Raw genomic sequence first — 26,503 nt, forward strand, 5'->3', positions numbered from 1 at the left:
AATTGCTGCCCTGCCTGTTGTTGACGGTTGTGTTGCTGATATGGAGATGTTTAAACCCGGATTGTCCCGAACGCTGTCAAGTCGCAACGCCAAATGATAACGACACTTGCGCGCCCTGCACGATCCCATCGGTAACACGGTTTGAAATGTCGATGCGCGCGCCGTGCTCATCGACAATTTTCTTGACCACCGCCAGCCCCAGGCCGGTGCCCTTGACCTTGGTGGTGACGTAGGGCTCGAAAGCCCGCTTGAGGATGTGCTCGGGAAAGCCCGTCCCATTGTCGCGCACGCTCAGGCGTACCCGCTGCGAGCTTTCGGAATAGTCGGTTTTGAGGGTCACGCAGGCCTCTTGCCGGCCTTCCTGCGCATCCTGCGCGTTTTGCAAAAGATTGTGTATGACCTGGCGCAGCAACTGGGCATCGCCCCGGATGGGCGGCGCCTTGGGGTCGAGTTCGGCAACCACCGGGGCCAGCGGGCTTGCAGAGTCGCTGTGGTAGAGCTGCAGCACGTCGTTGATGAGCGCATTGAGGTCCACCGCGACCAGCTCGGCGGCAGGCAGGCGCGCATAGTCGCGAAACTCATTCACCAGCCGCTTCATGGCATCCACCTGGTCCACGATGGTCTTGACCGATTTGGTCAGCAGCGCCTGCTCGGCGGGGGCCAGTTTTCCGTTCAGCTTCATCTCCAGGCGCTCGGCCGACAGCTGGATGGGCGTGAGCGGATTCTTGATTTCATGCGCCAGCCGGCGCGCCACTTCGCCCCAGGCCTGCGCGCGCTGGGCCGACACCATGTCGGAAATATCGTCGAAGACCAGCAAATACTCCTGGGTTCCGGGCATTTTGGCGCCGCGCGCGATCAGCGTGATGGCGTTGTCGCTGGCGCCATGACCTGCGGCATGCAGTTCAAACGACTGCTGCCAGTGCGCCAGCGTTTGCGCCGCGTTGTTGCTGAGGTAGTCGGCAAACTGGGCGAGCACGTCCTTGGCGAATACCTCCAGCCCGGGGACTTCGCCCAGCGGCTGGCCCTGGTAATCCTGCAGCGGCGCGCGCAGGATGCGGCTGGCGCCCGGATTGCTCGACTGCAGGCGCCCCCAGACGTCCAGCACGATGACGCCCGCCGTGAGGTTGTCGAGGATGGTTTGCAGGTTAGCACGGGCGGCATCGACCTGGCTCATGCTGTGCTGCACGGCGGAGCGGGCGTCGGCCAGTTGCTGCGTCATGTCGGCGAACGAGCGCGTCAGCCCGCCCAGTTCGTCCTTGCCTTTGAGCGCGGCTTTGGGCGTCAGGTCGCCCTGGGCCACCTGTTTCACCCCTTCGGCCAGCAGGAGCAGGGGTTTGGCCAACTGGTTGCCCAGCACGACGGCCAGCAACACCGCGCCAAACACGGCCAGGAACAGGCTGAGCGTGAGCGTGCCGATGTACATCTTGCGCAAGCCCCCGCGCGCCAGGGCACGCTCCTGGTACTGGCGGTTGGCCTCCTGCACGGCAATGGCATTGGCCACCAGCCCGGCGGGCAGCACGCTGGTGACCTGCAAATAACGGGACTGCTCCAGCACGCTCAGGTTCGGGTTGTTCACCACGGCAATGGCCTTGACACGCGCGGCCGTGGCAGCGCCGCGTGCCGACGGTGTGGCATGGGTGTCGGCGCCCAGCTCACCATTGCCGCCCGGCACGATCTCGTCAAGCCCTTCGATCTGCGTGGTGACCCGCTGGGTGCGCGCGCTGCGCAGTTGCTGCACCGAAGGCCGCTCGGGCTGGATTAAAAACCTGGATTCGCCGGCGTTGGCAATCAACTGGCCGGAGGCGCTCCAGAGCACCACATCGCTGGCCACCAGCTGCTCGCGCAGGCGCTCCAGGTTCAGGCCGACCATGGCATCCGGGACTTCGGCCAATTGCGTGGCGGCCTGCCGCGTCTTGTTGGCCAGGTCATTGGCCAGGGTGTCCAGCGTTGCGCGGCCCAGGTTCAGGCCGGCACCCAAAGCGCCCTCCACTTCGACATCGAACCAGCTTTCAATCGAGCGCGAGACGAACTGGTAGGACACCACATAAATCATCAGGCCGGGCATCAGGCCGACCAGCGCGAAGATGGCCGCCAGCTTGACCAGCAGGCGGCTGCCAAAGCGCCCTTGGCGCAGGCGCAGTACAAGCTTCAGCGCAATCCAGCCAATCACCAGCACCAGCAAGGCGGCCACCGCCACGTTCAGCCCGAGGAGCAGCGTGTAATTGCGTTCGTAAAGCTCGCGGTTGCCGGTCGCCTGTGTCAGCAAGAACAGCAGCACCAGTCCCAGGGCCACCACGACACCCGCGCCAACGCCCACGGTCCATCGAAAAGCCGCGCTGCTTTTCAAGGCAATCAGCTTGACGGAAGGAATCATTTGCCTCCCCCGGTGCTGCTGCTGGCGGCAGACGTCAGCCGGAGCCGGTCCTTGAGCTGCGCGGAAATGGTCCAGTCCCGTTGCCCGGCGACACCAATCTGGAAAGGTCGCGGCAGCTGCGACAGGTCGAGCCGGAAATTCAGGTCGAGCGTGTAGGCGGCATCCGGCTCCACCTCGGACGCCTCGGCAATTTTCCAGCGGGTCAGGCGCTGGATGGCGGAAAGGGCTTCGGGCAGGGTTTCGTAGTTTTGATTCAGCGTGGCGCGCAGGCCGGACGAGCTGGTGATCAGGCCGGAAACGATGTTCACGCGCCAGCGGCCGGTCAGGGGCTGGTAGGCCAGGCGCAGCGTGCGGGCGGCGCTGGTCACGCGCGGATCGGTCCAGTACCAGCGGTCGCGGTAGATATCGGCCTCGACGACAAAAAACAGGGCGATCCCCTTGAGCAGTGCGTCTTCAACCACGGCCGGAACGTCAAACCGCACAATCGCCGAGAGATACACCCCGTCTTCGGCACGCTCGGTGCGCAGCTGGGTGATCTCGGTGGGTGCTGCCGCGCTGCTACGCGGCGCCCACAGCAGACACACGCACACCATCAGCAGGAAGTGCGCAATCGCCTTAAGCGCGGCGTTTTTCAAGGAGTGCGTAATAAAAACCATCGTGTTCACGCATCAAATTGTCCGGGAATACGGCCGCGCCGGCACCCCCTTGAGGCAGCAAATGCCCGGGTGATGGCAACAACAGGGCGTCGGTGTGGCGTGCGGCAAACGCTTGCACCTGCTGCTCGCCTTCGGCCCTGAAAACCGAGCAGGTGCAATAAACCAGCCGCCCGCCGGGCTGAAGCAGCGGCCAGAGCGTGGCGAGCAGCCTGGCCTGGATTTGCGCCAGCTGGGCGATATCGGTCGGCCTGCGCAGCCAGCGCACGTCCGGGTGGCGGCGCACGATGCCCGATGCGGTGCAGGGCGCGTCGAGCAGGATGCCGTCATAGAGCCGGCCGTCCCACCAGTCGCCGGGCCGGCCGGCATCGCCCACCACGATGTGCGCCCGCAGTCCCAGTCGCTGCAGGTTCTGGGCGATGCGCTCGCAGCGCCGGGCGTCAATATCCAGCGCGGTCACGTCGCAGTCGGCCAGCTCCAGCAAATGCGCCGTCTTGCCGCCGGGCGCGGCGCAGGCGTCGAGGATGCGCAGGCGGGGCGAGCCCTCGCCTGCGGCCATGAGGCCGTCGAGCAGCAAGGGCGCGGCCAGCTGGGCGGCGGCATCCTGCACCGAAAAATGCCCTTCGGCAAAGCCCGGAAGCGACGTGACCGGACGCGCCTCGGTCAGGACCACGCCATGCTCGCCCACCGGAAATGCTCCTATATCCATAGCTAACAACGCATGCAGGTATTGCGCAGGAGTCGTTTTTCTCTCATTAATCCGCAAAATCAGCGGGGCGCGGCTGTTGTTGGCCCGCAAAATGTCCTGCCACTGCGCCGGATGGTCTTTTTTGACCCGGTCTATCCACCACTGCGGATGGTTCCAGACGGCTTGCGGGCTTTTCTCGGTCAGCGCCATCAACTCGCCCTGCTCGCGCAGGAAGCGGCGCAGGCAGCCGTTGATGAAACTGGCCTGGTGCAGCGTGGCGTCGCTGCGCTTGGCCGCTTCCACCGCCTGATCGACCAGCGTATGCGCGGTGTAGGGCGCCTCTTCTGCGGAGCACGCCAGCGCCAGCGCCACGCACAGCAGCGCGTCGGCTTCAGGCGGCGGCGGGCGCTTGGCGAGTTGCTGGCGCAGCGCTTCGGCGCGGCCCAGCCAGCGCAGGGCATGAAAGGCCAGCGCCTGGACGCCGGGGCGCAGCTGCGCATCGACATCTTCCAGCGCCGGCGTCATCGACTGGCCGTCGCGAACGGCCAGCACGACGGAAGCGGCGCCTTGAAGCTGGCGCCATAACGGGACTTGGGCTGACGGGGAGGAATTCGGGTGATGTTGCATTGCTTCGGTTTGATCAGGGCTGGCCTTGCAGCGGCCAGCGTAAACCCGTCCCGGGGTGGACGGTGGTGTGCCGCTATTAGACCAGTCCCGGCCCTGGCCCGGTGCATGGCCGCCGTTGTCAGCGCAACGCGAAGGCATCCACCGCCGGAATCGCCTGCGCCCGAGGTTCTCGTCTCTGGTTAAGAACGTAGCCCAGTAGGCCAGTGAATTGCAAATTTGTGGAGTCTTTTCCGTTTTTTTGAGTCCAAGCCTCCTGATGGAAAAAGGAGAAAGATCATGGGTATGGTCAAGCAAGACGATGGCTGGAGGCTGCCCGATGAAGTCTGGCAGCAGATGGCGCCGCTGCTGCCGGCGCGCAAGGCGCATCCGCTGGGGTGTCACAACCCGCGCGTGAGCGACCGGGCGGCGATGAATGCCATTGCGTTTGTGTTGCGCACCGGGGCGCAATGGAATGCGTTGAATACCACGGGCATCTGTTCGAGCAGCGCGGCGCATCGGCGCTTTCAGGAGTGGACGCAGGCGGGCTTGTTCGAGGAGTTCTGGCGTTTGGGCCTGTTGTCGCTGCAGGCACTGGATGGAATTGACTGGTCATGGCTGGCATTGGATGGTGCCATGACCAAGGCCCCCTTGGGAGGGGAAAAAAACCGGCCCCAACCCTACGGATCGCGGCAAAGGCGGCGTCAAGCGCAGCGTGCTGACCGAGGCGCATGGCATCCCGCTGGCCGTTGTGGTGGACGGAGCCAACCGGCACGACATGAAACTGGCTGAGGCGACGCTGACCGGGTTGATGGTGCCGCGTCCGGCGCCTACGCCAGAAAAGCCTCAGGGGGCTGTGCCTGGACAAAGGGTATGACTATAAGGAGGTGCGCGAACTGGTGGCGGGTTTGGGCTTTACCGCGCACTTGCGCAGCCGGGGCGAAGAACAACGCGACATTCGCGAGTTGGGCTACCGCGCCCGGCGATGGGTGGTCGAGCGCACACACGGTTGGCTGAACCGATTTCGTGGCTTGTTGATTCGTTGGGCCAAGAAGGCTGAAAACTATCTCGCCTTTGTGCACCTGGCCTGCGGCATCATCACTTGGCGGGCAACTGGTCTACTGGGATAGGTTCTAGAGCGGTTTCGTTGTAACCAGCAAAGGAACTGAGAACGGCCAGGTCGATCAAAGGCTGATTTGGAGGTCATCGATCATGTCGTGGCGAAATGGACAAGCCTATGCACAGGATTTGCGCGACCGGGTGCTGGCCGCGCCAGGCGTGCTGCGCGAGGTCGCCGAGCGCTTTGGCGTGAGCCAGGCCTATGTCTGCCGGGCGCGGGCACGCCGCGAGCGGCTCGGCCAGACGGGCCCGGGCGCGCAGCATAACCACATGCCGCTGCGCCTGGCCGCGCTGGAGGGCGCGCTGCGCGAGCAGGTCGCCAGAGCGCCGGCGCAGACGCTGCGCGAGCTGCGTCAGTGGGTGCGTGCCGAGCACGGCATCGAGGTAGGCACCACCACGATGTTCAAGACCCTGAGGCGGTTCGGGCTGACGCTAAAAAAAAATCACCCTGCACGCGGCCGAGCAAACGCGGCCCGACGTCGCCCAGGCCCGCCAGGACTGGAGCGCCAGACAACCAAGCCTGCCGGCCGCTCGGCTGATCTTCCTCGATGAGACCTGGGCAACCACGGGCATGGCCCCGACGCGGGGCCGCTCGCCGCGGGGCCAGCGCTGCCGGGGCTTTGCGCCCGCCGGCCACTGGCGCACCACCACGTTTGTCTGCGCGCTGAGCACCCAGGGGCTTCGGGCGCCCCTGGTACTTGACGGCCCCCTCAACGGGCCTGCCTTTCGCGCCTGGGTCGAGCAGTTTCTCGTGCCCGAACTGCGGCCCAGCGACATCGTGGTAATGGACAACCTCAGCGCCCATAAAGTCGCCGGCATCCAGGCGGCCATCGAGCAAGCCGGGGCGACGGTGAAGTACCTGCCGCCCTACAGCCCGGACTTCAACCCCATCGAGCAGGTCTTTGCCAAGCTCAAGGCGATGCTGCGAAAGACCCAGGCCAGAACCGTCGATGCCTTGTGGAGCGCCATTGGCCAATTGCTCGACCGGTTTGGCAGCGCCGAGTGCGAGCGCTACGTTCGCCACTGTGGCTATTGCGGGTCAGGGTGAAGCCGCTCTAAAACAAGGCGTCGGGCCGCGTCGGGGCGTGGTCGTCGGGTTGCGCGGACAGCACAGGCATGGGTCGGCCGTAAATCCGGCGTATGCGTTCGGCCAGCGGCGGATGGCTTTCAAACCAGCGCGTCTGGGTGGCGGCGCCGACCAGCAGCATGTGATGCACCGCCGGGTGCAGGTGATGCGCCGTGGAACCGTGGTGCCGCGCCGCGCTCGCCCGCTCGCCCGCCGCCTTGCGCAGCACGCCGCCCAACCCTTCCTTGCTTCGGGTGAACTGCACGGCGCGCGCATCGGCCAGGAATTCGCGCTGGCGCGAAACCGCCGCCTTCAGCGCCCGGCCGGCCAGCCAGCCCAGGAAACCCGTGGCCATGATGGCAAAACCCGGCAGGGCCAGAAAGGAGCGGCGCCCGTACTGATCGCCCTCGCACATGCCGCGGCCCAGGTTGAAAATCATCTCCAGCCCGCACACCATGCCCGCCAGCCGCATGTTCAGCCGGGTGTCGCCTTCACGCAGATGGCTGAACTCGTGGGCCAGCAGGCCCTGCAGTTCATCGCGGCTCAGACGGTCGAGCGCGCCCTGCGTCACCGCCACGATGGCGTCATCCTCGTCCCAGCCGGCGGCAAAGGCGTTGATGCTGTCCTCGCGCGGCAGCACCATCGCTTGCGGCGGCCGCATGCTGGCGGCAATCGCCAGCTCATGGACGATGTTGCACAGGCGCTGCTCGGCCTCGCGGCTGGCCGGCCAGGCTTCGCGCGCGCCCGCCTGGCGCGCCAGCGCCTGGCCGCCGCCTTCAAGCACCGAGGTTTCCAGCCACCAGCCGCCCAGCACGAACAGCAGCGTCACGCCGGTATTGACACTGAAAAAATAGGCCGGATAGCCGAACCAGCCGTGCGACACCAGCCGCCAGGTCAGCGCCAGCGCGCCATTGACGGCCAGCACCAGCGCAATCACGGCCAGGCCGAACAGCAGCAGCAGCCGCAGGGTTTGCGCCCGGGCCTGTTCCTGCGCTTCAAAAAATCGCATGGACTGAGCAAGCTATTTGAACGCCGGACTTCAAATCCATCACATCTGGATGCGAACCGCCTGGCGTTCGACGGCGCTCTCGGTCGCCTGCAGCATCGCCGATGGCGCAAAACCGAACAGTCGGGCAATCAGCAGGGCCGGAAACTGGCCCTGCGCATTGTTGTAGTCGAGCACTGCGTCGTTGTAGGCCTGGCGGGAAAAGCCGACCTTGTTCTCGGTGCTGGTGAGTTCTTCGCTGAGTTCGCGAATGGTCTGATCGGCCTTCAGGTCGGGATAGGCCTCGGCCAGCGCAAAAAGACGCCCCAGGCTGCTGTCCAGCGTCTGCTCGGCCGCCGCCAGCGCAATGACGGCGTCGGCCTTGCCGGGACGGCTGCGAACCGTGTCGCTGGCGCTGCGCGCCTGGTTGCGGGCAGCAATCACCGCTTCCAAGGTGGCTTGCTCATGCTGCAGGTATTTTTTGGCGGCTTCGACCAGGTTGGGAATCAGGTCATAGCGGCGCTTGAGCTGCACATCAATCTGGCCAAACGCATTGGCGATGGTGTTTTTAAGGCGCACCAGTCGGTTGTAGGCGCCGACGGCCCAGAAGATGAGCATGGCCAGCAGAGTAATGAAAACAATGGTTTGCACTGACATGGGAACGCTTCCTGGAAGTGCGGCGGTTTCCCCAATGAAACCCCGCATTTTTCTGACAGTCTGGATTGAGCCAATGCCAAGGTTAACTGGAATTCTTCAGTTGTTGCAAAATGTTCTGCCAGCAACTTGCTATTTTATTTATAGCTGCTTGCGCATATGCAGCATGCGCAAAAGCATGATTTGATTAAAAAATCAAGGTATTTCAGGCGTAAAAAAAGCCCCGCACTTTTTTCAAGTGCGGGGCCTGGCGCCCCGTTCAAGGCGCCGTGCGTTGGCCGAAGTTACTCGGCGGCGGCGTTTTCATCGCTGGTTTCAGCCTGCGAGGCTTCCAGTTCGGCGGCTTCGGACTCGGCGATGGCGCGGCGTTCGGAGTCGTCCATCAGATCCTTGGCCTTGCGGGCTTCGTGGTAGGCCATGCCGGTGCCGGCAGGAATCAGGCGGCCGACGATCACGTTTTCCTTCAGGCCGCGCAACTCGTCGCGCTTGCCCATGATGGCAGCCTCGGTGAGCACGCGGGTGGTTTCCTGGAAGGAAGCCGCCGAGATGAACGAATCGGTCGAGAGCGACGCCTTGGTGATACCGAGCAGCAGGTTGCTGAAGGTGGCCGGAATCTTGCCATCGGCGCGCAGCGCGTCGTTGACATCCAGCAGCGCCGAACGCTCGACCTGTTCACCGGCGATGTAGCTGGTGTCGCCGACGTTCTCGACCACCACGCGACGCAGCATCTGGCGAACAATCACTTCGATGTGCTTGTCGTTGATCTTCACGCCCTGCAGACGGTACACGTCCTGCACTTCATCGACGATGTAGCGGGCCAGTTCGGCCACGCCCAGCAGGCGCAGGATGTCCTGCGGATCGGCCGGACCATCGACAATCGACTCACCCTTGTTCACCACCTGGCCTTCATGCACCAGGATGTTCTTTTCCTTCGGAACCAGGTCTTCCCAGACCTTGCCTTCAGGATCGGTGATCTGCAGGCGAACCTTGCCCTTGGTCTCCTTGCCGAACGACACGGTGCCGGTCATCTCGGCCAGCGTTCCCTTGTCCTTCGGCGTGCGGGCTTCGAACAACTCGGCCACGCGCGGCAGACCGCCGGTAATGTCGCGGGTCTTCTGGCCTTCAATCGGAATGCGGGCCAGCACTTCGCCGGGGCCCACGTCCTGGCCGTCACGCACCTGGACCAGCGCGCCGATCTGGAAGCCAATCGTCACCGAGTGATCGGTGCCGGGAATCTTGACTTCGTTGCCGGTGGCGTCGATCAGCTTGACCTGGGGACGGATCACCTTGGTCGCACCGCGGCGCTTCGGATCGATCACCACCAGGGTCGAGAGGCCGGTCACATCATCGACCTGCTTGGCCACCGTCACGCCTTCTTCCACATTCTCGAACTGCACCTTGCCGGCGAATTCGGTGATGATGGGGCGGGTCAGCGGATCCCAGTTGGCCAAGATGGCGCCAGCCTTGATGGTCTGGTCGATCTTGACCGTCAGCGTGGCGCCGTAAGGCACCTTGTGGCGCTCGCGCTCGCGGCCATGCTCGTCATGGATGATGATTTCGCCGGAGCGGGCAATCACCACCAGATCACCTTTGCCGTTGGTCACATAGCGCATCGGTGCGTTGAAACCGATCACGCCGTTGGACTTGGCCTCGACGCTGGAGGCAATTGCCGCCCGCGATGCCGCGCCACCGATGTGGAAGGTCCGCATCGTCAGCTGCGTGCCGGGCTCGCCAATCGACTGGGCGGCGATGATACCGACCGCTTCGCCGATGTTGATCAGGCCGCCGCGACCCAAGTCACGGCCATAGCACTTGGCGCACAGGCCAAAGCGGGTTTCGCAGGTCAGTGCGGTCCGCACCTTGACTTCATCGACGCCAGCGGCTTCGAGTTCCTCGATCAGGTCTTCGTCCAGCATGACGCCGGCCTTGATCAGCACCGAGCGGTTTTCGGGGTGCAGCACGTCTTCGACGATGGTGCGGCCGAGAACCCGGTCGCGCAGCGATTCGATGACCTCGCCACCCTCGACGATCGCGCGCATGACGGAGCCGTCGAGCGTACCGCAGTCGTCTTCGGTCACGACCAGATCCTGCACCACGTCGCACAGGCGGCGCGTCAGGTAGCCGGAGTTGGCGGTTTTCAGCGCCGTATCGGCCAGACCCTTACGGGCACCGTGGGTGGAGATGAAGTACTCCAGAACGTTCAGGCCTTCGCGGAAGTTCGCGGTAATCGGCGTTTCGATGATCGAGCCGTCGGGCTTGGCCATCAAGCCGCGCATACCGGCGACCTGGCGAATCTGCGCTGCGGAACCGCGTGCGCCCGAGTCGGCCATCATGTAGATTGAGTTGAACGAATCCTGCTCGACCAGATTGCCGTGGCGGTCAATGACTTTTTCCTTCGACAGCTGGGCCATCATGGCCTTGGAGACCTCATCGCCCGACTTGCCCCAGATATCGACCACCTTGTTGTAGCGCTCGCCGGCCGTCACCAGACCCGAGGTGTACTGCTGCTCGATCTCTTTGACTTCCTTCTGGGCGTGCGCAATGATGCTGGTCTTTTCCTTGGGCACCAGCATGTCTTCGATGCAGATCGAGATGCCGGCCTTGGTCGCCAGGCGGAAACCCGACTGCAGCAGCTTGTCGGCAAACACCACGGTCTCTTTGAGTCCGCATTTGCGGAAAGACACGTTGATGAGCTTGGAGATTTCCTTTTTCTTCAACGCCTTGTTGATGTTGGAAAAAGGCAGGCCCTTGGGCAGGATTTCGGACAGCAGTGCGCGCCCGCCGGTGGTTTCCCACAGCTTGGTCGATGGCACGAACTCGTTCGTTTCCTTGTCCTTGCTCCACTCGGTCAGGCGCACGCTGATGCGGGCGTTCAGGTCGAGTTCACCCGCGTCAAAGGCGCGGCGGACTTCGCCGGTGTCGGAGAACACCAGGCCTTCGCCCTTGCCGTTGGTGCGGTCGCGGGTCGTGTAGTACAGACCCAGCACCACGTCCTGGGAAGGAACGATGGAAGGCTCGCCGTTGGCCGGGAACAAAATGTTGTTCGAAGCCAGCATCAGCGTGCGCGCTTCCATCTGCGCTTCAACCGACAGCGGGACGTGAACGGCCATCTGGTCACCGTCAAAGTCGGCATTGAACGCCGAGCAGACCAGTGGGTGCAGCTGGATCGCCTTGCCTTCGATCAGGATCGGCTCGAACGCCTGGATACCCAAGCGGTGCAGCGTAGGCGCACGGTTGAGCATCACCGGATGCTCCTTGATGACCTCTTCCAGAATGTCCCAGACCACCGGCGTGCCGGTTTCGACTTCCTTCTTGGCCGCCTTGATGGTGGTGGCGATGCCACGCACTTCGAGCTGCGCGAAGATGAAGGGCTTGAACAGTTCCAGCGCCATCAGCTTGGGCAGGCCGCACTGGTGCAGCTTGAGCGTCGGGCCCACGGTAATCACCGAACGACCCGAGTAATCGACGCGCTTGCCCAGCAAATTCTGGCGGAAACGGCCCGACTTGCCCTTGATCATGTCGGCCAGCGACTTGAGCGCGCGCTTGTTCGCGCCCGTCATGGCCTTGCCACGGCGGCCGTTGTCCAGCAAGCTGTCCACGGCTTCCTGGAGCATGCGCTTTTCGTTGCGGGCAATGATTTCCGGCGCTTTCAATTCCAGCAAACGGCGCAGGCGGCTGTTGCGGTTGATGACGCGGCGGTACAAATCGTTCAGGTCGGAGGTCGCAAAGCGGCCGCCGTCCAGCGGAACCAGGGGACGCAGGTCAGGCGGCAGCACCGGCAGCACGTCCAGAACCATCCACTCGGGCTTGATGCCGGATTTCTTGAATCCTTCCATCAGCTTCAGGCGCTTGGCGTTCTTCTTGATCTTGATCTCGGAGCCGGTCAGGTCGTTGCGCAGCTTGTCGATTTCAATGTCAAGGTCCAGGCCTTCGAGCAGATCCTTGATGCCTTCGGCGCCCATCTTGGCGGTGTACTCGTCGCCGTATTCCTTGCGCTTGGCGTCGAAATCGTCTTCCGACATGATGCTGAATTTCTTCAGCGGGGTCATGCCGGGGTCGGTCACGACGTAGGCTTCGAAGTACAGCACGCGTTCGATGTCGCGCAGCGTCATGTCGAGCACCAGGCCCAGACGCGACGGCAACGACTTCAAAAACCAGATGTGCGCGCAGGGAGCGGCCAGGTCGATGTGACCCATGCGTTCGCGGCGAACCTTGGTCTGCGTGACTTCAACGCCGCACTTTTCGCAGATGACACCGCGGTGCTTGAGGCGCTTGTACTTGCCGCACAGGCATTCGTAGTCCTTGATGGGGCCAAAAATCTTGGCGCAAAAAAGACCGTCGCGCTCTGGCTTGAAGGTGCGGTAGTTGATGGTCTCGGGCTTTTTGACTTCGCCGAAAGACCACGAACGAATTTTCTCAGGCGAGGCCATGCCGATCTTGATGGCATCGAAATGCTCATCCGGCGTGAACTGCTTGAACAGGTCGAGTAATGATTTCATGTGATAAATCCTTATCTAATCAGCTGCGTTCGAGTTCCATGTCGATACCGAGCGAGCGAATTTCCTTCACCAGCACGTTGAACGACTCCGGCATGCCGGCGGTGATCGCATGCTCACCCTTGACGATGCTTTCGTACACCTTGGTACGGCCGACCACGTCATCGGACTTGACCGTGAGCATTTCCTGCAGCACGTAGGCGGCACCATAGGCTTCCAGCGCCCAGACTTCCATTTCGCCGAAACGCTGGCCACCGAACTGGGCCTTGCCGCCCAGCGGCTGCTGCGTGACCAGGCTGTAAGGACCGGTCGAGCGGGCATGCATCTTGTCGTCCACCAAGTGGTGAAGTTTCAGGAAGTGCATGTAGCCGACCGTCGTCGTGCGTTCAAACGCATCGCCGGTGCGGCCGTCATACAGCTGGGCTTGCGTGCGCGTCGGCGTCAGGCCCTTGGCCTTGGCAACTGCATCGGGGTAAGCCAGTTGCAGCATGGTCATGATGTCGGCTTCGGAGGCACCGTCAAACACCGGCGTGGCAAATGGCACGCCCGTGGTCAGGTTCTGGGCCATCTCGACGACCTGCTCGTCCGACAGCGAAGCCAGGTCTTCCGTGCGGCCCGACTTGTTGTAGAGCGTGTCCATGAACTGACGCAGCTCGGCCACCTTGGACTCGGCCTGCAGCATGTCGCCAATCCGCTGGCCCAGACCCTTGGCGGCCCAGCCCAGATGGACTTCAAGCACCTGACCGACGTTCATGCGCGATGGCACGCCCAGCGGGTTGAGCACGATGTCGCACGGCGTGCCGTCGGCCATGTGGGGCATGTCTTCGACCGGAACGATCTTGGACACCACACCCTTGTTGCCGTGACGGCCGGCCATCTTGTCGCCGGGCTGCAGGCGGCGCTTGACGGCCAGGTACACTTTGACCATCTTGAGCACGCCGGAAGGCAACTCGTCGCCCTGCGTCAGCTTCTTGCGCTTTTCCTCGAAAGACAAGTCGAAACTATGGCGCGTCTGCTCCATCGAGTTCTTGATGCTTTCCAGCTGTGAAGCGACTTCGTCATCGGCAGGACGGATGTCAAACCAGTGGTACTTCTCGACGTCGGTCAGGTAGGCCTTGTCGAGTTTCGTGCCCTTGGCGAGCTTTTTCGGACCGCCATTGGCGATCTTGCCGATCAGCAGCTTTTCGATACGGTCAAACGCATCGGCTTCCACAATCCGCAACTGGTCATTCAGGTCCAGGCGGTAGCGCTTGAGTTCGTCGTCGATGATCTGCTGGGCACGCTTGTCGCGGGTGATGCCTTCACGGGTGAAGACCTGCACGTCAATCACGGTGCCCGACGAGCCCTGGCTGACGCGCAGCGAGGTGTCTTTCACATCGCTGGCTTTTTCGCCGAAGATGGCGCGCAGCAATTTTTCTTCCGGCGTCAGCGTGGTCTCGCCTTTTGGCGTGACCTTACCGACCAGCGTGTCGCCCGGCTGGACTTCGGCGCCGACATAAATAATGCCGGATTCGTCCAGACGGTTGAGCTGCTGCTCGGACAGGTTCGGGATGTCGCGGGTGATTTCTTCGGAACCCAGTTTGGTGTCGCGCGCCATCACGACGAGTTCTTCGATATGAATCGAGGTGTAGCGGTCTTCGGCCACCACGCGCTCGGAAATCAGGATCGAATCCTCGAAGTTGTAACCGTTCCAGGGCATGAAGCCGATCAGCATGTTCTGGCCAATGGCGATTTCGCCCAGGTCAGTTGATGCGCCGTCAGCCACCACGTCACCCTTGGCCAGCTTGTCGCCCATCTTGACGATGGGGCGCTGGTGGATGTTAGTGTTCTGGTTGGAACGCTGGTACTTGATCAGGTTGTAGATGTCCACGCCGATTTCGCCAGCCAGAGCTTCTGCATCATTGACGCGCACCACGATGCGGGTCGCATCGACATAGTCCACCACGCCGCCACGGGTGGCGGTCACGACCGTACCCGAGTCCACTGCCGCCACGCGCTCGATGCCGGTGCCGACGAGCGGCTTTTCCGGACGCAGCACGGGCACGGCCTGACGCGACATGTTGGCGCCCATCAGCGCGCGGTTGGCATCGTCATGCTCCAGGAACGGAACCAGCGAAGCCGCCACCGACACGATCTGCGCCGGCGACACGTCCATGTACTGCACGCGCTCGGCGCTGACCAAAATGGATTCGCCTTTTTCACGGGCCGACACGAGGTCGCCGGTCAGGCGGCCTTCGTTGTCCAGCGCGGCATTGGCCTGGGCAATCACATACTTGCCTTCTTCGATGGCCGACAGGTAGTCGATTTCCATCGTCACCTTGCTGTCAGCCACGCGGCGGTACGGCGTTTCGATGAAGCCGTATTCGTTCAGGCGGGCGTACAAAGCCAGCGAGTTGATCAGGCCGATGTTCGGACCTTCAGGCGTTTCAATCGGGCAGACGCGACCGTAATGGGTCACATGCACGTCACGCACTTCAAAGCCGGCGCGTTCACGCGTCAAGCCACCGGGGCCAAGGGCTGAAACACGGCGCTTGTGGGTGATTTCGGCCAGCGGATTGGTCTGGTCCATGAACTGCGACAGCTGCGATGCACCGAAGAATTCCTTCAGCGCGGCCGAAATCGGCTTGCTGTTGATCAGGTCGTGCGGCATGAGCGGCTCTTGCTCGGCCTGGCCCAGACGCTCCTTGACGGCCTTTTCGATACGCGCCAGACCGGTGCGGTACTGGTTTTCAGCGAGTTCGCCGACACAGCGCACCCGGCGGTTGCCGAGGTGGTCAATGTCATCGACTTCGCCGTTGCCATTGCGCAAATCGACCAGGATCTTGACGACCGCGAGGATGTCCTCGTTGGTCATGACCATCGGGCCGGTGGATTCGTCACGGCCCACGCGGGCGTTGAACTTCATGCGGCCCACGCGCGACAGGTCGTAGGTGTCCGGGTTGTAGAACAGGCGCTGGAACAGGGCCTGAACCGCATCTTCGGTTGGCGGCTCGCCGGGACGCATCATGCGGTAGATGGCCACGCGCGCTGCAAACTCGTCGGCCGTTTCGTCGGCGCGCAGGGTTTGCGAAATGTACGCGCCCTGGTCAAGCTCATTCGTGTACAACACCTGCAGGTTCTGGATGCCGGCCGTACGCAGCTTTTTCAGCAGTAGTTCGGTCAGTTCATCATTGGCCTTGGCAATGATTTCACCCGTATCGGTGTCGATGATGTTCTTGGCGACCACGCGGCCGATCAGGAAATCTTCCGGCACGCTGATGCTGGTGGTGCCGCTTTGCTCCAGTTCGCGGGTATGGCGAACCGTGATGCGCTTGTCCTTGGCGACGACGACCTTGCCGGCCTTGTCGGTCAGGTCGAAACGGGCGACTTCGCCGCGCATGCGCTCGGCGACGAACTCCATTTGCGCGCCGCTGTCCATCAGGCGGAAATTGTCGAAAACAAAGAAGTTCGCCAGGATTGATTCGTGGTTCAGGCCGATGGCCTTGAGCAAAATCGTGACCGGCATCTTGCGGCGACGGTCCACGCGGAAGTACAGGATGTCTTTCGGGTCAAACTCGAAGTCCAGCCATGAACCACGGTAAGGAATGATGCGGGCCGAAAACAGCAATTTGCCCGAGCTGTGGGTCTTTCCCTTGTCGTGCTCGAAAAACACGCCTGGCGAACGGTGCAACTGGGACACGATGACGCGCTCGGTGCCGTTAATGACGAAAGAGCCTTTGTCTGTCATGAGCGGCACTTCGCCCATATAGACTTCCTGCTCCTTGACTTCCTTCACGACCTTGGACTGCGACGTCGAGGACTCGCGGTCATAGATGATCAGTTGTACCTTGGCGCGAACGGCCGAAGCAAAGGTCAGTCCACGTGTCTGGCACTCACGCACGTCGAATGCGGGCTTGGCCAGGTTGTACTCGATGAACTTCATCTCGACAAAACCGTTGTGCGAGACGATAGGAAAAGCGTTTTGAAAGGCCGCCTGAAGGCCTTCAACCATGCGTTTTTGGGGCGCACGGTCGGCTTGCAGGAATGCGATGTACGCATCTTTCTGCATTTGCAGTAAATAGGGAACAGTCAACACGCTTTCGCGGTTGCCGAAGCTTTTGCGGATGCGTTTACGTTCGGTGAAGGAATAGGCCATGAGTTCTCCGCGTTGATGGGCTCTGGCGACTCTCGAACCCGAATACACCACGTATTCAGGCAACTTGGTGGTTGGCCACTACCAACCATGGCGGACGGTGATGCATTGCACAGCACCCGAACCAAGGCGTTTTCTGCAGTCGGGATTCAGAAAACACTGGAAAAAAGACTACTTTTAATCTTTTTTCCGGTATCTTTCTATCAATCCAAAAAGACACTTCTTTTTTCAGCAGTTAAGAAGGCATCCAGGCAGGCTTGACAGGCATCAGCCTTAAACAGGAAAGGCTGGAAGCCCGTGGAGGTCTTCCAGCCTTTGCAAACTCCAAGAATTACTTGAGTTCGACTTTCGCGCCAGCATCTTCCAGCTTCTTCTTGGCTGCTTCTGCGTCGGCCTTGTTGGCGCCTTCCTTGACGTTCTTTGGAGCGCCGTCAACCAGATCCTTGGCTTCTTTCAAGCCCAGACCGGTCAGTTCGCGCACGGCCTTGATGACCTGAACCTTTTGGGCACCAGCTTCGAGCAGAACGACGTTGAATTCGGTCTTCTCTTCAGCAACAGCAGCACCTGCACCGCCGCCGCCAGCAGCGGGAGCAGCCATGGAAGCTGCGCTCACGCCAAATTTCTCTTCGATGGCTTTCACCAGGTCGTTGAGTTCGAGGACCGTCATGCTGTCCAGCACGGTCAAAAATGCGTCTTTATCGAATGCCATTTTGAATTCCTAAAAAAATTTCTTTAACAGTTGGGGACAGTGCTTGGCGCTTACGCGCTGCGGTCTGTCCCGCAAAGGTCTATCGTTTACGCCGCTGCGGCTTCTGTGACTTCAGCTGCGGGCTCTGCAGCCTCCGCAACTTCTTCCACGCCTGCGCCTCGTTGCGCGGACAGCGCTGCAAGCACAGCAGCGGTACGCGAAATAGGCGACATCAGCAAGCCACACAACTGAGCCAGCAATACGTCCTTGGAAGGAATGTTGGCCAGTTGCTTAACGCCTTCGACGTCCAGGGTTTTCCCAGCGAATGCACCTGCGCGAATCACCAGCTTGTCGTTGGTTTTTGCGAAGTCAGCCACTACTTTTGCAGCAGCGACAGCATCAATGGAAAAGCCGTAGATCAGCGGACCGGTCATCTGGTCGGACAGGACTTCAAATGCGCTACCTGCCACGGCACGGCGAGCCAGCGTGTTCTTCAGAACACTCAGGGTCACGCCTTTTTCGCGGGCTTGGCTGCGCAGCTTGGTCATGTCAGCGACCGTGATGCCACGGTATTCCGCCATCACGAGCGTTTGAGCTTTAGCGGCGAGGCCTGTCACTTCATCAATGACGGCTTGTTTCTCACTGCGATTGAGACTCAAGGTCTACTCCTTAAAAATGTACCGTCGGGCTTGCGCTTGCGCGGCCACCCTTTGATACGCTCATGTTCAGCGACCAACTGTTTTCAGATTTCTTTCAAAACCATTCAAGCAGCGGGACCGCCATCTGCGTTGGCTGTCTTGCGATTAAGTGCCTGGCCCTGATAGTTATCAAGGCTGGCACACCAACGGTCCTGGATGACCTGCCAGAGAAAAACCCCGGCAGCCCACCACTCTGAACGACGCTTGCGCGTCGTTCAAATTTTTACCCTCAAGCCGCGATGGATTGCGTATCGACGCGAACGCCCACGCCCATCGTTGATGAAACAGCGACTTTCTTCAAGTACACGCCCTTGCTGGTAGCAGGCTTGGCCTTGATCAGCGCGTCAACCAATGCAGCCAGATTGCCTTGCAGCTTGGCGGTGTCGAACGAACGGCGACCGATGGTGCCATGCACAATACCGGCCTTGTCAACGCGGAACTGGACCTGGCCAGCTTTTGCATTGCGCACAGCGGTCGCGACGTCAGGCGTCACCGTGCCGACCTTGGGGTTAGGCATCAGACCGCGTGGGCCGAGGATCTGGCCCAGCGTACCGACGATGCGCATCGCATCAGGGGAAGCAATCACGACGTCGAAGTCCATCTTGCCGGCCTTGATGTCGGCAGCCAGATCATCCATGCCAACGATGTCTGCACCGGCAGCCTTGGCTTCTTCAGCCTTGGCACCTTGGGCGAACACAGCGACACGCTTGGTTTTACCGGTGCCGTTTGGCAGCACGACAGCGCCGCGAACAACCTGGTCAGATTTCTTGGCATCGATACCGAGTTGCACGGCCACGTCGATGGACTCATCGAACTTGGCGACAGCGAACTCTTTGACAAGGCCCAGTGCGTCAGACAGTGCGTACAGCTTGTTGCTGTCGATCTTGTCGCCGACGGTTTTTTGACGTTTGGTCAGCTTGCTCATACAACACCCTCCACCGTCACACCCATGGAACGGGCAGAACCGGCAATAGTACGAACTGCGGCATCCAGATCAGCAGCAGTCAAATCTTTCATCTTGGCTTTGGCGATTTCTTCCAGCTGTGCGCGGGTGATCTTGCCAACTTTTGCAGAATGCGGCGTAGCCGAACCCTTGTCAAGCTTGATGGCCTTCTTGATCAAGGTAATCGCTGGAGGCGTCTTGATGATGAAGGTAAAGCTCTTGTCCGCATAAGCGGTGATCACCACGGGCAGTGGCAAACCAGGCTCGACACCTTGGGTCTGGGCATTGAATGCCTTGCAGAATTCCATGATGTTCAGGCCGCGTTGACCCAAAGCGGGTCCGATCGGTGGGGATGGATTGGCCTTGCCAGCTGGTACTTGCAGCTTGACGAAGCCGACGATTTTTTTCGCCATACTTTTCTCCTTGCGGGTCATAACGCCGAAAGCTGTCAAAAACAGGCTTCAGGCTTCCCGGGGTTACACAACTCAAAAGGGATTTCTTAAAATCCTTCGCGCCGAGTTGCAAAGCGCAAAATTCTTATCAACCCAGACCAAGACAGCACTTGGGCTTATTCCCTCAAAAAGGGGAATCAGGTTTTTTCGATCTGACTGAACTCCAGCTCAACCGGTGTTGCCCGTCCGAAGATCGTGACCGACACCCGAACTTTGTTCTTTTCGTAGTTCACTTCTTCAACCGTACCGTTGAAGTCAGTGAAAGGACCATCCTTGACACGGACGTATTCACCCGCTTCAAACTCGACCTTGTGGCGCGGCTTGTCGGTGCCCACCTGCATCTGACTGACGATCTTTTGCACTTCTTCTTCAGAAATTGGGGCTGGACGGTTTTTCGCGCCGCCAACAAAACCAGTGACTTTATTGGTGTGCTTCACCAAATGCCAGGTTTCGTCATCCATGACCATTTCTACAAGCACATAGCCGGGGAAGAAACGACGTTCGGTCGTCTTTTTCTGGCCATTCTTGATCTCGACCACCTCTTCAGTAGGCACAAGAAAACGGCCAAACTTGGACTGCATGCCAGCACGGTTGATGCGCTCAACAATATTACGCTCAGCCGCTTTTTCCATGCCGGAATAGGCATGAACAACATACCACTGCATGCCAGGGGTCAGCGCCAAGGAGGCATCGGCCACAGCATCGCTGACTACCGTATTGTTCAGATCGCTCATTATCTTTTCCATCCAAGGATCAGGTCGTAGAACACCCATTCAAGTGTTTTATCCGTCAACCACAAAAACAATGCCATCACCACCACAAAGCCAAACACGTAAGCGGTCATTTGAATCGCCTCTCTACGAGCCGGCCAGACGACTTTTTTGACTTCACGTACAGAATCACGGCCAAAAGCTAGAAACTGCTTGCCAAGTTCCGACGATACGAAAACAACAACCGCAGCAACCAGGCCTGCGAGCAGGACACCCCATTGCGCAACCTGACCCTGCTTGCCAAGCATGTAAAAGCCCACAAGGGATGCCAGAACCAGCACAACCGCCAAACCGAGCTTGGCCTTGTCGGCGTTGGTACTGACGGTTTCAACTTGAGTAGAGGCCATGGCTGCCGAATTTCCTGTTCAATCTTCGTGCGTCTCTGCAGACGCTTAAGCCCACCCGAAGTTTTTAACTCCCGGTGGGCTTGCTTATTACTTTTCAATCCACTTGCGACGTTGATGACTTCAACAATCGAGTGGCAGGGGCAGAAGGAATCGAACCATCAACCTTCGGTTTTGGAGACCGACGCTCTGCCAATTGAGCTATACCCCTGCATTAAACTTTCAACCAATTACGCGAGGATCTTGGCCACAACGCCAGCGCCCACGGTACGGCCGCCTTCGCGGATGGCGAAGCGCAGGCCTTCTTCCATGGCAATCGGGTTGATCAGCTTGACGGTGATCGACACGTTGTCGCCGGGCATGACCATTTCCTTGCCTTCTGGCAACTCGATCGCGCCGGTCACGTCCGTCGTGCGGAAGTAGAACTGGGGACGGTAGTTGTTGAAGAAAGGCGTGTGACGGCCGCCTTCGTCTTTCGACAGGACATAGATCTCGCCGGTGAAGTGCGTGTGCGGCTTGATCGAGCCGGGCTTGCACAGCACCTGGCCGCGCTGCACGTCTTCGCGCTTGGTGCCGCGCAGCAGGATACCGACGTTGTCGCCAGCCTGGCCCTGGTCGAGCAGCTTGCGGAACATTTCCACGCCGGTGCAGATGGTCTTTTGCGTGTCAGCGATACCGACGATCTCGATTTCTTCGCCGACCTTGATGATGCCGCGCTCGATACGGCCGGTCACGACGGTGCCGCGGCCGGAGATGGAGAACACGTCTTCCACGGGCATCAGGAAGGCGCCGTCAACAGCGCGCTCTGGCAGGGGAATGTAGTTGTCCAGTGCGTCGGCCAGCTTCATGATGGCTTCTTCGCCCAGCGGACCCTTGTCGCCTTCGAGCGCGAGCTTGGCCGAGCCGTGGATGATGGGGGTGTCGTCGCCAGGGAAATCGTACTTGTCGAGCAGCTCGCGCACTTCCATCTCGACGAGTTCGAGCAGTTCGGCGTCATCGACCATGTCGCACTTGTTCAGGAACACGATGATGTAAGGCACGCCCACCTGGCGGGCCAGCAGGATGTGCTCGCGGGTCTGGGGCATCGGGCCGTCAGCGGCCGAGCAGACCAAAATGGCGCCGTCCATCTGCGCAGCGCCCGTGATCATGTTCTTCACATAGTCGGCGTGGCCCGGGCAGTCAACGTGGGCGTAGTGGCGGGCAGCCGTTTCGTATTCGACGTGGGCGGTGTTGATGGTGATGCCGCGCGCTTTTTCTTCGGGCGCCGCGTCGATCTGGTCGTACGCCTTGGCTTCGCCGCCGAACTTGGCGGCCAGCACGGTCGCAATCGCTGCCGTCAGCGTGGTCTTGCCATGGTCAACGTGGCCAATCGTGCCGACGTTTACGTGCGGCTTGGTCCGCGAAAATTTCTCTTTTGCCATTTCCAACTCCGAAAAGTTACAAAACCACTTAACAAACTGCAACCAGCTTCAGCAAAAAAATACTGCGCCGGCTTAAAAATTGGTGCCCATTCCGGGAATCGGACCCGGGACCTCTCCCTTACCAAGGGAGTGCTCTGCCACTGAGCCAAATGGGCGAATTCAAAAAATTCTTACAGCAAACAAGCGCAACTTTAACCTGCAAAACTCCACAGCACTTTCAGCACCCTGGAGCGGGAGACGGGAATCGAACCCGCGTCATTAGCTTGGAAGGCTAGGGTTCTACCATTGAACTACTCCCGCGCAGCCCTACCAGATCAACTCACACTCAACTACTTCAAAACACTGACTTTTTTATGCTTGCCTACCAAAATCAATTAGAAGTTGGTGGATGGGGCTGGATTCGAACCAGCGTACGCGTTAGCGAACAGATTTACAGTCTGCCTCCTTTAACCACTCGGACACCCATCCTCAAGCGAATTACGGATTATGCCATTCTTTTATGAAAAACGTAAAACTCCTGCGTCTAAACTTGCTTTAAATATTTACAAGCAAGCGGCCAGCGCGCCAAGCCGACCCACATCAATACATCAAGGCACCGATTTCTGCCACGCATCAAGCTGGATTGTCTATCCTGACAAGCGCTTCAAGCTATCAAATAAATAGCGAGTCAGTCTTTTTGATGTGCAACCTTCCACTCACGCGCCTGTGAAAAATGCCCGCAACCGATGAAAGGCAAGGGTGGCCTCAGGGCCGACAGTGGCGAAGGATGATTGGCCAGCAGCACCTTGTGGCGGCTGTCATCGATCAGGACGCGCTTGGACTGCGCATGCGCGCCCCACAGCATGAATACCACCGGATGATCACCCGCCGATACCTGGCGAATCACGTTGTCGGTCAGCAGTTCCCAGCCCCTGCCGGCGTGGCTGGCGGGCTGGCCCTCCTCCACTGTCAGGCAGGTGTTGAGCAGCAGCACGCCATGGGTTGCCCAATTGACCAGGCTGCCGCCGGGCACCGGAAACTTCGGTGGCGGCGTGCCCAGGTCGCGCTGCAGTTCCTTGAAGATATTGCGCAGCGAGGGCGGCAAAGCCACCCCAGGCGCCACCGAGAACGCGAGCCCTTCGGCCTGCCCGCGTCCGTGGTAGGGATCCTGGCCCAGAATGACGACGCGCACCTCCTTGGCCGGCGTCAGTTCGAGCGCACGCAGCGGCCGGGGCGGAAAGATCACGGCGCCTTCGTCCAGCCGCCCGCGCAGAAACGCCAGCAGCTTCTGACCGGTGGCACTCGCAAAAAAATCGTCCACCACAGGCTGCCAGTCGGCTGCAACCGGCCAGTCCGACGGATCGGCACTCATCAGCCGGTCCGGCATGGCACCTTCAGGCAGTGCGGAAAAGGACTCCTGCGCCATAACCCGCTCCTCTTTTACTCGCCAAACAGTTCGGCCAGCGCAACGCCCGGTTCGTCTGCCCGCATGAAAGCTTCGCCGACCAGGAAGGCGTTGACCCTGGCGTCCCGCATGCGTTTGACATCTTCAGGCGTCGTGATGCCTGACTCGGTGACCAGCAGGCGCTCTGCGGGCACCTTGCCCATCAGCCTCAAGGTCGTGTCCAGCGAAACCTCGAAAGTGTTCAGGTTGCGGTTGTTGATGCCGATCAGGGGCGTCCTGAGCTTGAGCGCGCGCTCCAGCTCCGCCTCGTCATGCACCTCGACCAGCACCGCCATGTCGAGCGACATCGCCAGTGCTTCGAGGGTCTTCATCTGTGCGTCGTCCAGGCAGGCGGCGATCAGCAAAATGCAGTCGGCGCCCATGACGCGGGACTCATAGACCTGGTAGGCGTCGATGATGAAGTCCTTGCGCAGCACCGGCAGGCTGCACGACGCCCTCGCCTGCTTCAGGTAGTCGATGCTGCCCTGGAAAAACTGCTGGTCGGTCAGCACCGACAGGCAGGCAGCGCCGAACTCGGCATAGCTCTGGGCGATGTCGGCGGGAATGAAGTCGGCGCGCAGCACGCCCTTGGACGGGCTGGCCTTCTTGATTTCGGCAATCACGGCCGGCTTGCCGGCGGCGATCTTGGCGCGCAGGGCGCCGACAAAGTCCCGCGTCAGCACGCGCGACTCGGCGTCCTTGCGCATGGCGGGCAGGGGTTTGCGGTTGATGGCGTCGGTGATTTCTTCGCGCTTGACGGCAATGATCTTGTTCAGGATGTCGCTCATGGGATTCCAGTGGGGTAGGCGGGCGGCGGCTTGCGCTGCCCGGCGGATGATGTTTTCAGGCTCCGGACGCGGACTGGCTGAACTCGGCGAGTTGCGCCAGCTTCCGCCTGGCCGCTCCTGATTCAATAGCAGCTTGCGCCCGATCCATGCCGTCTTTCATTGAATTTACCACATTGGCGGCGTAAAGCGCGGCGCCGGCATTGAGGATCACGATGTCGCGCGGCGCGCCCGGCTGGTTGTCGAGCACGCCCAGCAGCATGGCCTTGGACTGCTCGGGCGTTTCAACCCGCAGCGCGCGGTTGCTGGCCATGGGAATGCCGAAGTCTTCCGGATGGATTTCGTACTCGGTGATTTCACCGTCCTTCAGTTCGCCCACCACGGTGGCCGCGCCCAGGCTGACCTCGTCCATGCCGTCCTTGCCGTACACCACCAGGGCGTGCTCGGCCCCGAGGCGCTGCAGCGCGCGGACCTGAATGCCGACCAGGTCGGGGTGAAACACGCCCATCAGGATGTTCGGTGCGCTGGCCGGATTGGTCAGCGGGCCGAGGATGTTGAAAATGGTGCGGATGCCGAGTTCCTTGCGCACCGGCGCGACGTTCTTCATGGCCGGATGGTGGTTGGGCGCGAACATGAAGCCGACGCCCACTTCCTCGATGCAGCGGGCAATCGCCTCGGGCGACAGATTCAGCGAAATGCCCAGCGACTCGACCACGTCGGCGCTGCCCGACTTGCTGCTGACGCTGCGCCCGCCGTGCTTGCTGACCCGGGCGCCGGCGCTTGCCGCCACGAACATGGCGCAGGTCGAGATGTTGAAGGTGTGCGAGCCGTCGCCGCCGGTGCCGACGATATCGACCAGATGGGTCTTGTCGGCGACATGCACCTTGGTCGAGAACTCGCGCATGACCTGCGCTGCGGCGGTGATTTCGCCGATGGTTTCCTTCTTGACGCGCAGGCCGGTGATCAGCGCCGCCGTCATGAGCGGCGACATCTCGCCACTCATGATGAGCCGCATGATGTGCAGCATCTCGTCATGAAAAATCTCGCGGTGCTCGATGGTGCGCTGCAGGGCTTCGCTGGCGGTGATCTTGTGGCTGTTGGGCATGGGGTTTCTTGATGGTGAGGTGTTTGGGCTTGATGGCGGCAGCAGAAAGTCAGCCATTGAAGAATTGTCGGACTACGGCGGCTGCACGGTCAATGTCCGCAGCATCCACGTCCAGGTGCGTGACAAACCGCAGGCGGTACAGGCCAGTCGCCTGGACGCCATGCGCAGCCAGATGCTGCAGCAAGGCCCCCGACTGGTCGCGCGCCGCACCCGTCAAATCGACGAACAGGAGGTTGGTCTGCGGCGCTTCGACCCGCAGGCCGTCGATGCCCGCCAGCCCGTCGGCCAGCCGCTGCGCCAACGCATGGTCCTGCGCCAGCCGCACGACATGGTGGTCGAGCGCATGCATCGCTGCCGCCGCCAGCATGCCGGACTGGCGCATGCCGCCGCCGGCCATCTTGCGGATGCGGTGGGCTCTGGCGATGAATTCGCGCGATCCGCACAGCGCCGAGCCGACCGGCGCGCCCAGCCCCTTGCTGAAGCAGACCGACACGCTGTCAAAGCACTGGGCGATGCGGCGCGCCTCCGTGAACGCATCGCTGCCGGTTTGCGCCGCCTGCGCCACGGCGGCATTGAACAGCCGCGCGCCATCCAGATGCCGGCCCAGGCCCTTGTCGGCGGCCAGTTCCGTCGCCTGCTGCAGATACTCGAACGGCAGCAGCTTGCCGCCCAGCGTGTTTTCCAGCGCCAGCAGCCGCGTGCGGGCGAAATGCGCGTCGTCGGGCTTGATGGCCGCTTCGATGTCGCAAAGTAGCAGCGTGCCGTCGGGCTGGTGGTTCAGCGGCTGCGGCTGCACGCTGCCGAACACCGCCGCGCCGCCGCCTTCCCAGCGGTAGCAGTGCGCCTGCTGGCCGACGATGTACTCGTCGCCGCGCTGGCAATGGCCGAGGATGGCGCACAGGTTGCCCTGCGTGCCGGTGGGCACGAACAGCGCGGCCTCGAAGCCCAGCAGGGCAGCGATTTTGTCCTGCAGCGCATTGACGCTCGGGTCGTCGCCGAACACATCGTCGCCCAGCGGTGCTGCCTGCATGGCCGCGCGCATCGCAGCGGTCGGCTGCGTGACCGTGTCGCTGCGCAAATCGACTGGTTTATGCATCATTCAGG

The 26,503-nt window shown here is 61.2% G+C and carries 18 protein-coding genes, 4 tRNA genes and 2 pseudogenes; 2 read left to right on the forward strand and 22 right to left on the reverse strand.

Annotated features, from left to right (window positions below; all coding sequences use genetic code 11):
• Positions 1–76 precede the first annotated feature (76 nt).
• The 3 genes from PNAP_RS18125 to rsmB are packed head-to-tail and all read right to left on the reverse strand — an operon-like array spanning position 77 to position 4,342.
• Positions 77–2,374, reverse strand: coding sequence for a sensor histidine kinase (locus PNAP_RS18125; protein ID WP_011802996.1), 2,298 nt, complete (start codon positions 2,372–2,374; stop codon positions 77–79).
• Positions 2,371–3,030: a DUF4390 domain-containing protein gene (locus tag PNAP_RS18130; RefSeq protein ID WP_011802997.1), complete on the reverse strand. Its 660-nt coding sequence runs from the start codon at positions 3,028–3,030 to the stop codon at positions 2,371–2,373. Before PNAP_RS18130 ends, PNAP_RS18125 begins: the two co-directional genes overlap by 4 nt.
• On the reverse strand, positions 2,990–4,342 hold the full coding sequence (gene rsmB, locus PNAP_RS18135; RefSeq protein WP_011802998.1) for a 16S rRNA (cytosine(967)-C(5))-methyltransferase RsmB: 1,353 nt from the start codon (positions 4,340–4,342) through the stop codon (positions 2,990–2,992). Before rsmB ends, PNAP_RS18130 begins: the two co-directional genes overlap by 41 nt.
• A gap of 276 nt (positions 4,343–4,618) precedes the next feature.
• Between rsmB and PNAP_RS25860 the strand changes: the two are divergent.
• Positions 4,619–5,448: pseudogene (locus PNAP_RS25860) on the forward strand (IS5 family transposase).
• A gap of 82 nt (positions 5,449–5,530) precedes the next feature.
• Positions 5,531–6,485: pseudogene (locus PNAP_RS28340) on the forward strand (IS630 family transposase).
• Between the two features lie 7 nt (positions 6,486–6,492).
• Here the strand turns inward: PNAP_RS28340 and PNAP_RS18160 are convergent.
• The 19 genes from PNAP_RS18160 to ltaE form a co-directional block, all read right to left on the reverse strand.
• A complete protein-coding gene (locus PNAP_RS18160) occupies positions 6,493–7,512 on the reverse strand; it encodes a M48 family metalloprotease (RefSeq protein ID WP_011803000.1) in 1,020 nt (339 codons plus the stop codon).
• A gap of 39 nt (positions 7,513–7,551) precedes the next feature.
• Entirely contained in the window at positions 7,552–8,145 is a 594-nt protein-coding gene (locus PNAP_RS18165) for a LemA family protein (RefSeq protein ID WP_011803001.1), read from the reverse strand.
• Between the two features lie 281 nt (positions 8,146–8,426).
• Positions 8,427–12,641 (reverse strand): DNA-directed RNA polymerase subunit beta', encoded by a 4,215-nt coding sequence (gene rpoC, locus PNAP_RS18170; RefSeq protein ID WP_011803002.1) that lies wholly within the window; start codon positions 12,639–12,641, stop codon positions 8,427–8,429.
• A 19-nt stretch (positions 12,642–12,660) separates the two neighbouring features.
• Positions 12,661–16,773 carry a DNA-directed RNA polymerase subunit beta gene (gene rpoB / locus PNAP_RS18175; protein ID WP_011803003.1) on the reverse strand — a complete coding sequence of 1,371 codons (4,113 nt, stop codon included), beginning with the start codon at positions 16,771–16,773 and terminating at the stop codon, positions 12,661–12,663.
• 328 nt (positions 16,774–17,101) lie between these two features.
• Positions 17,102–17,479, reverse strand: coding sequence for a 50S ribosomal protein L7/L12 (gene rplL / locus PNAP_RS18180; RefSeq protein ID WP_011803004.1), 378 nt, complete (start codon positions 17,477–17,479; stop codon positions 17,102–17,104).
• A gap of 86 nt (positions 17,480–17,565) precedes the next feature.
• Positions 17,566–18,117 (reverse strand): 50S ribosomal protein L10, encoded by a 552-nt coding sequence (gene rplJ / locus PNAP_RS18185; RefSeq protein ID WP_011803005.1) that lies wholly within the window; start codon positions 18,115–18,117, stop codon positions 17,566–17,568.
• Between the two features lie 268 nt (positions 18,118–18,385).
• Positions 18,386–19,081 carry a 50S ribosomal protein L1 gene (rplA, locus tag PNAP_RS18190; protein WP_011803006.1) on the reverse strand — a complete coding sequence of 232 codons (696 nt, stop codon included), beginning with the start codon at positions 19,079–19,081 and terminating at the stop codon, positions 18,386–18,388.
• Positions 19,078–19,512, reverse strand: a complete 435-nt coding sequence (gene rplK, locus PNAP_RS18195) for a 50S ribosomal protein L11 (protein ID WP_011803007.1) — start codon at positions 19,510–19,512, stop codon at positions 19,078–19,080. The genes rplA and rplK overlap by 4 nt, the downstream gene beginning before the upstream one ends.
• 176 nt (positions 19,513–19,688) lie before the next feature.
• The gene (gene nusG / locus PNAP_RS18200; RefSeq protein WP_011803008.1) at positions 19,689–20,285 is read right to left on the reverse strand and encodes a transcription termination/antitermination protein NusG; all 597 of its coding nucleotides are present in this window, start codon (positions 20,283–20,285) and stop codon (positions 19,689–19,691) included.
• Positions 20,285–20,668 (reverse strand): preprotein translocase subunit SecE, encoded by a 384-nt coding sequence (gene secE / locus PNAP_RS18205; protein ID WP_011803009.1) that lies wholly within the window; start codon positions 20,666–20,668, stop codon positions 20,285–20,287. The genes nusG and secE overlap by 1 nt, the downstream gene beginning before the upstream one ends.
• A gap of 132 nt (positions 20,669–20,800) precedes the next feature.
• A tRNA-Trp gene (locus PNAP_RS18210) sits at positions 20,801–20,876 on the reverse strand.
• 19 nt (positions 20,877–20,895) lie between these two features.
• A complete protein-coding gene (gene tuf, locus PNAP_RS18215) occupies positions 20,896–22,086 on the reverse strand; it encodes an elongation factor Tu (RefSeq protein WP_011799636.1) in 1,191 nt (396 codons plus the stop codon).
• An 80-nt stretch (positions 22,087–22,166) separates the two neighbouring features.
• Positions 22,167–22,241 (reverse strand) — tRNA-Thr (locus PNAP_RS18220).
• A gap of 71 nt (positions 22,242–22,312) precedes the next feature.
• Positions 22,313–22,386, reverse strand: a tRNA-Gly gene (locus PNAP_RS18225).
• Positions 22,387–22,468: 82 nt separating this feature from the next.
• Positions 22,469–22,554, reverse strand: a tRNA-Tyr gene (locus PNAP_RS18230).
• 199 nt (positions 22,555–22,753) lie between these two features.
• On the reverse strand, positions 22,754–23,491 hold the full coding sequence (locus PNAP_RS18235; protein WP_011803010.1) for a uracil-DNA glycosylase: 738 nt from the start codon (positions 23,489–23,491) through the stop codon (positions 22,754–22,756).
• 14 nt (positions 23,492–23,505) lie between these two features.
• Complete coding sequence (gene trpC, locus PNAP_RS18240) at positions 23,506–24,297, reverse strand: indole-3-glycerol phosphate synthase TrpC (protein WP_011803011.1); 792 nt, start codon at positions 24,295–24,297, stop codon at positions 23,506–23,508.
• A gap of 55 nt (positions 24,298–24,352) precedes the next feature.
• A complete protein-coding gene (trpD, locus tag PNAP_RS18245; protein ID WP_041376800.1) occupies positions 24,353–25,399 on the reverse strand; it encodes an anthranilate phosphoribosyltransferase in 1,047 nt (348 codons plus the stop codon).
• 49 nt (positions 25,400–25,448) lie between these two features.
• Entirely contained in the window at positions 25,449–26,498 is a 1,050-nt protein-coding gene (ltaE, locus tag PNAP_RS18250; RefSeq protein WP_011803013.1) for a low-specificity L-threonine aldolase, read from the reverse strand.
• Positions 26,499–26,503 lie beyond the last annotated feature (5 nt).

It is taken from the genome of Polaromonas naphthalenivorans CJ2, from assembly GCF_000015505.1.
Classification (GTDB): Bacteria; Pseudomonadota; Gammaproteobacteria; order Burkholderiales; family Burkholderiaceae_C; genus Polaromonas; species Polaromonas naphthalenivorans.

What these genes read in the sequence shown, in the direction of transcription:
- PNAP_RS18125 (WP_011802996.1), bottom strand. Translation starts at nt 2,374, where the DNA reads ATGATTCCTTCCGTCAAGCTGATTGCCTTGAAAAGCAGCGCGGCTTTT.
- PNAP_RS18130 (WP_011802997.1), bottom strand. Translation starts at nt 3,030, where the DNA reads ATGGTTTTTATTACGCACTCCTTGAAAAACGCCGCGCTTAAGGCGATT.
- rsmB (WP_011802998.1), bottom strand. Translation starts at nt 4,342, where the DNA reads ATGCAACATCACCCGAATTCCTCCCCGTCAGCCCAAGTCCCGTTATGG.
- PNAP_RS18160 (WP_011803000.1), bottom strand. Translation starts at nt 7,512, where the DNA reads ATGCGATTTTTTGAAGCGCAGGAACAGGCCCGGGCGCAAACCCTGCGG.
- PNAP_RS18165 (WP_011803001.1), bottom strand. Translation starts at nt 8,145, where the DNA reads ATGTCAGTGCAAACCATTGTTTTCATTACTCTGCTGGCCATGCTCATC.
- rpoC (WP_011803002.1), bottom strand. Translation starts at nt 12,641, where the DNA reads ATGAAATCATTACTCGACCTGTTCAAGCAGTTCACGCCGGATGAGCAT.
- rpoB (WP_011803003.1), bottom strand. Translation starts at nt 16,773, where the DNA reads ATGGCCTATTCCTTCACCGAACGTAAACGCATCCGCAAAAGCTTCGGC.
- rplL (WP_011803004.1), bottom strand. Translation starts at nt 17,479, where the DNA reads ATGGCATTCGATAAAGACGCATTTTTGACCGTGCTGGACAGCATGACG.
- rplA (WP_011803006.1), bottom strand. Translation starts at nt 19,081, where the DNA reads ATGAGCAAGCTGACCAAACGTCAAAAAACCGTCGGCGACAAGATCGAC.
- rplK (WP_011803007.1), bottom strand. Translation starts at nt 19,512, where the DNA reads ATGGCGAAAAAAATCGTCGGCTTCGTCAAGCTGCAAGTACCAGCTGGC.
- nusG (WP_011803008.1), bottom strand. Translation starts at nt 20,285, where the DNA reads ATGAGCGATCTGAACAATACGGTAGTCAGCGATGCTGTGGCCGATGCC.
- secE (WP_011803009.1), bottom strand. Translation starts at nt 20,668, where the DNA reads ATGGCCTCTACTCAAGTTGAAACCGTCAGTACCAACGCCGACAAGGCC.
- tuf (WP_011799636.1), bottom strand. Translation starts at nt 22,086, where the DNA reads ATGGCAAAAGAGAAATTTTCGCGGACCAAGCCGCACGTAAACGTCGGC.
- PNAP_RS18235 (WP_011803010.1), bottom strand. Translation starts at nt 23,491, where the DNA reads ATGGCGCAGGAGTCCTTTTCCGCACTGCCTGAAGGTGCCATGCCGGAC.
- trpC (WP_011803011.1), bottom strand. Translation starts at nt 24,297, where the DNA reads ATGAGCGACATCCTGAACAAGATCATTGCCGTCAAGCGCGAAGAAATC.
- trpD (WP_041376800.1), bottom strand. Translation starts at nt 25,399, where the DNA reads ATGCCCAACAGCCACAAGATCACCGCCAGCGAAGCCCTGCAGCGCACC.
- ltaE (WP_011803013.1), bottom strand. Translation starts at nt 26,498, where the DNA reads ATGATGCATAAACCAGTCGATTTGCGCAGCGACACGGTCACGCAGCCG.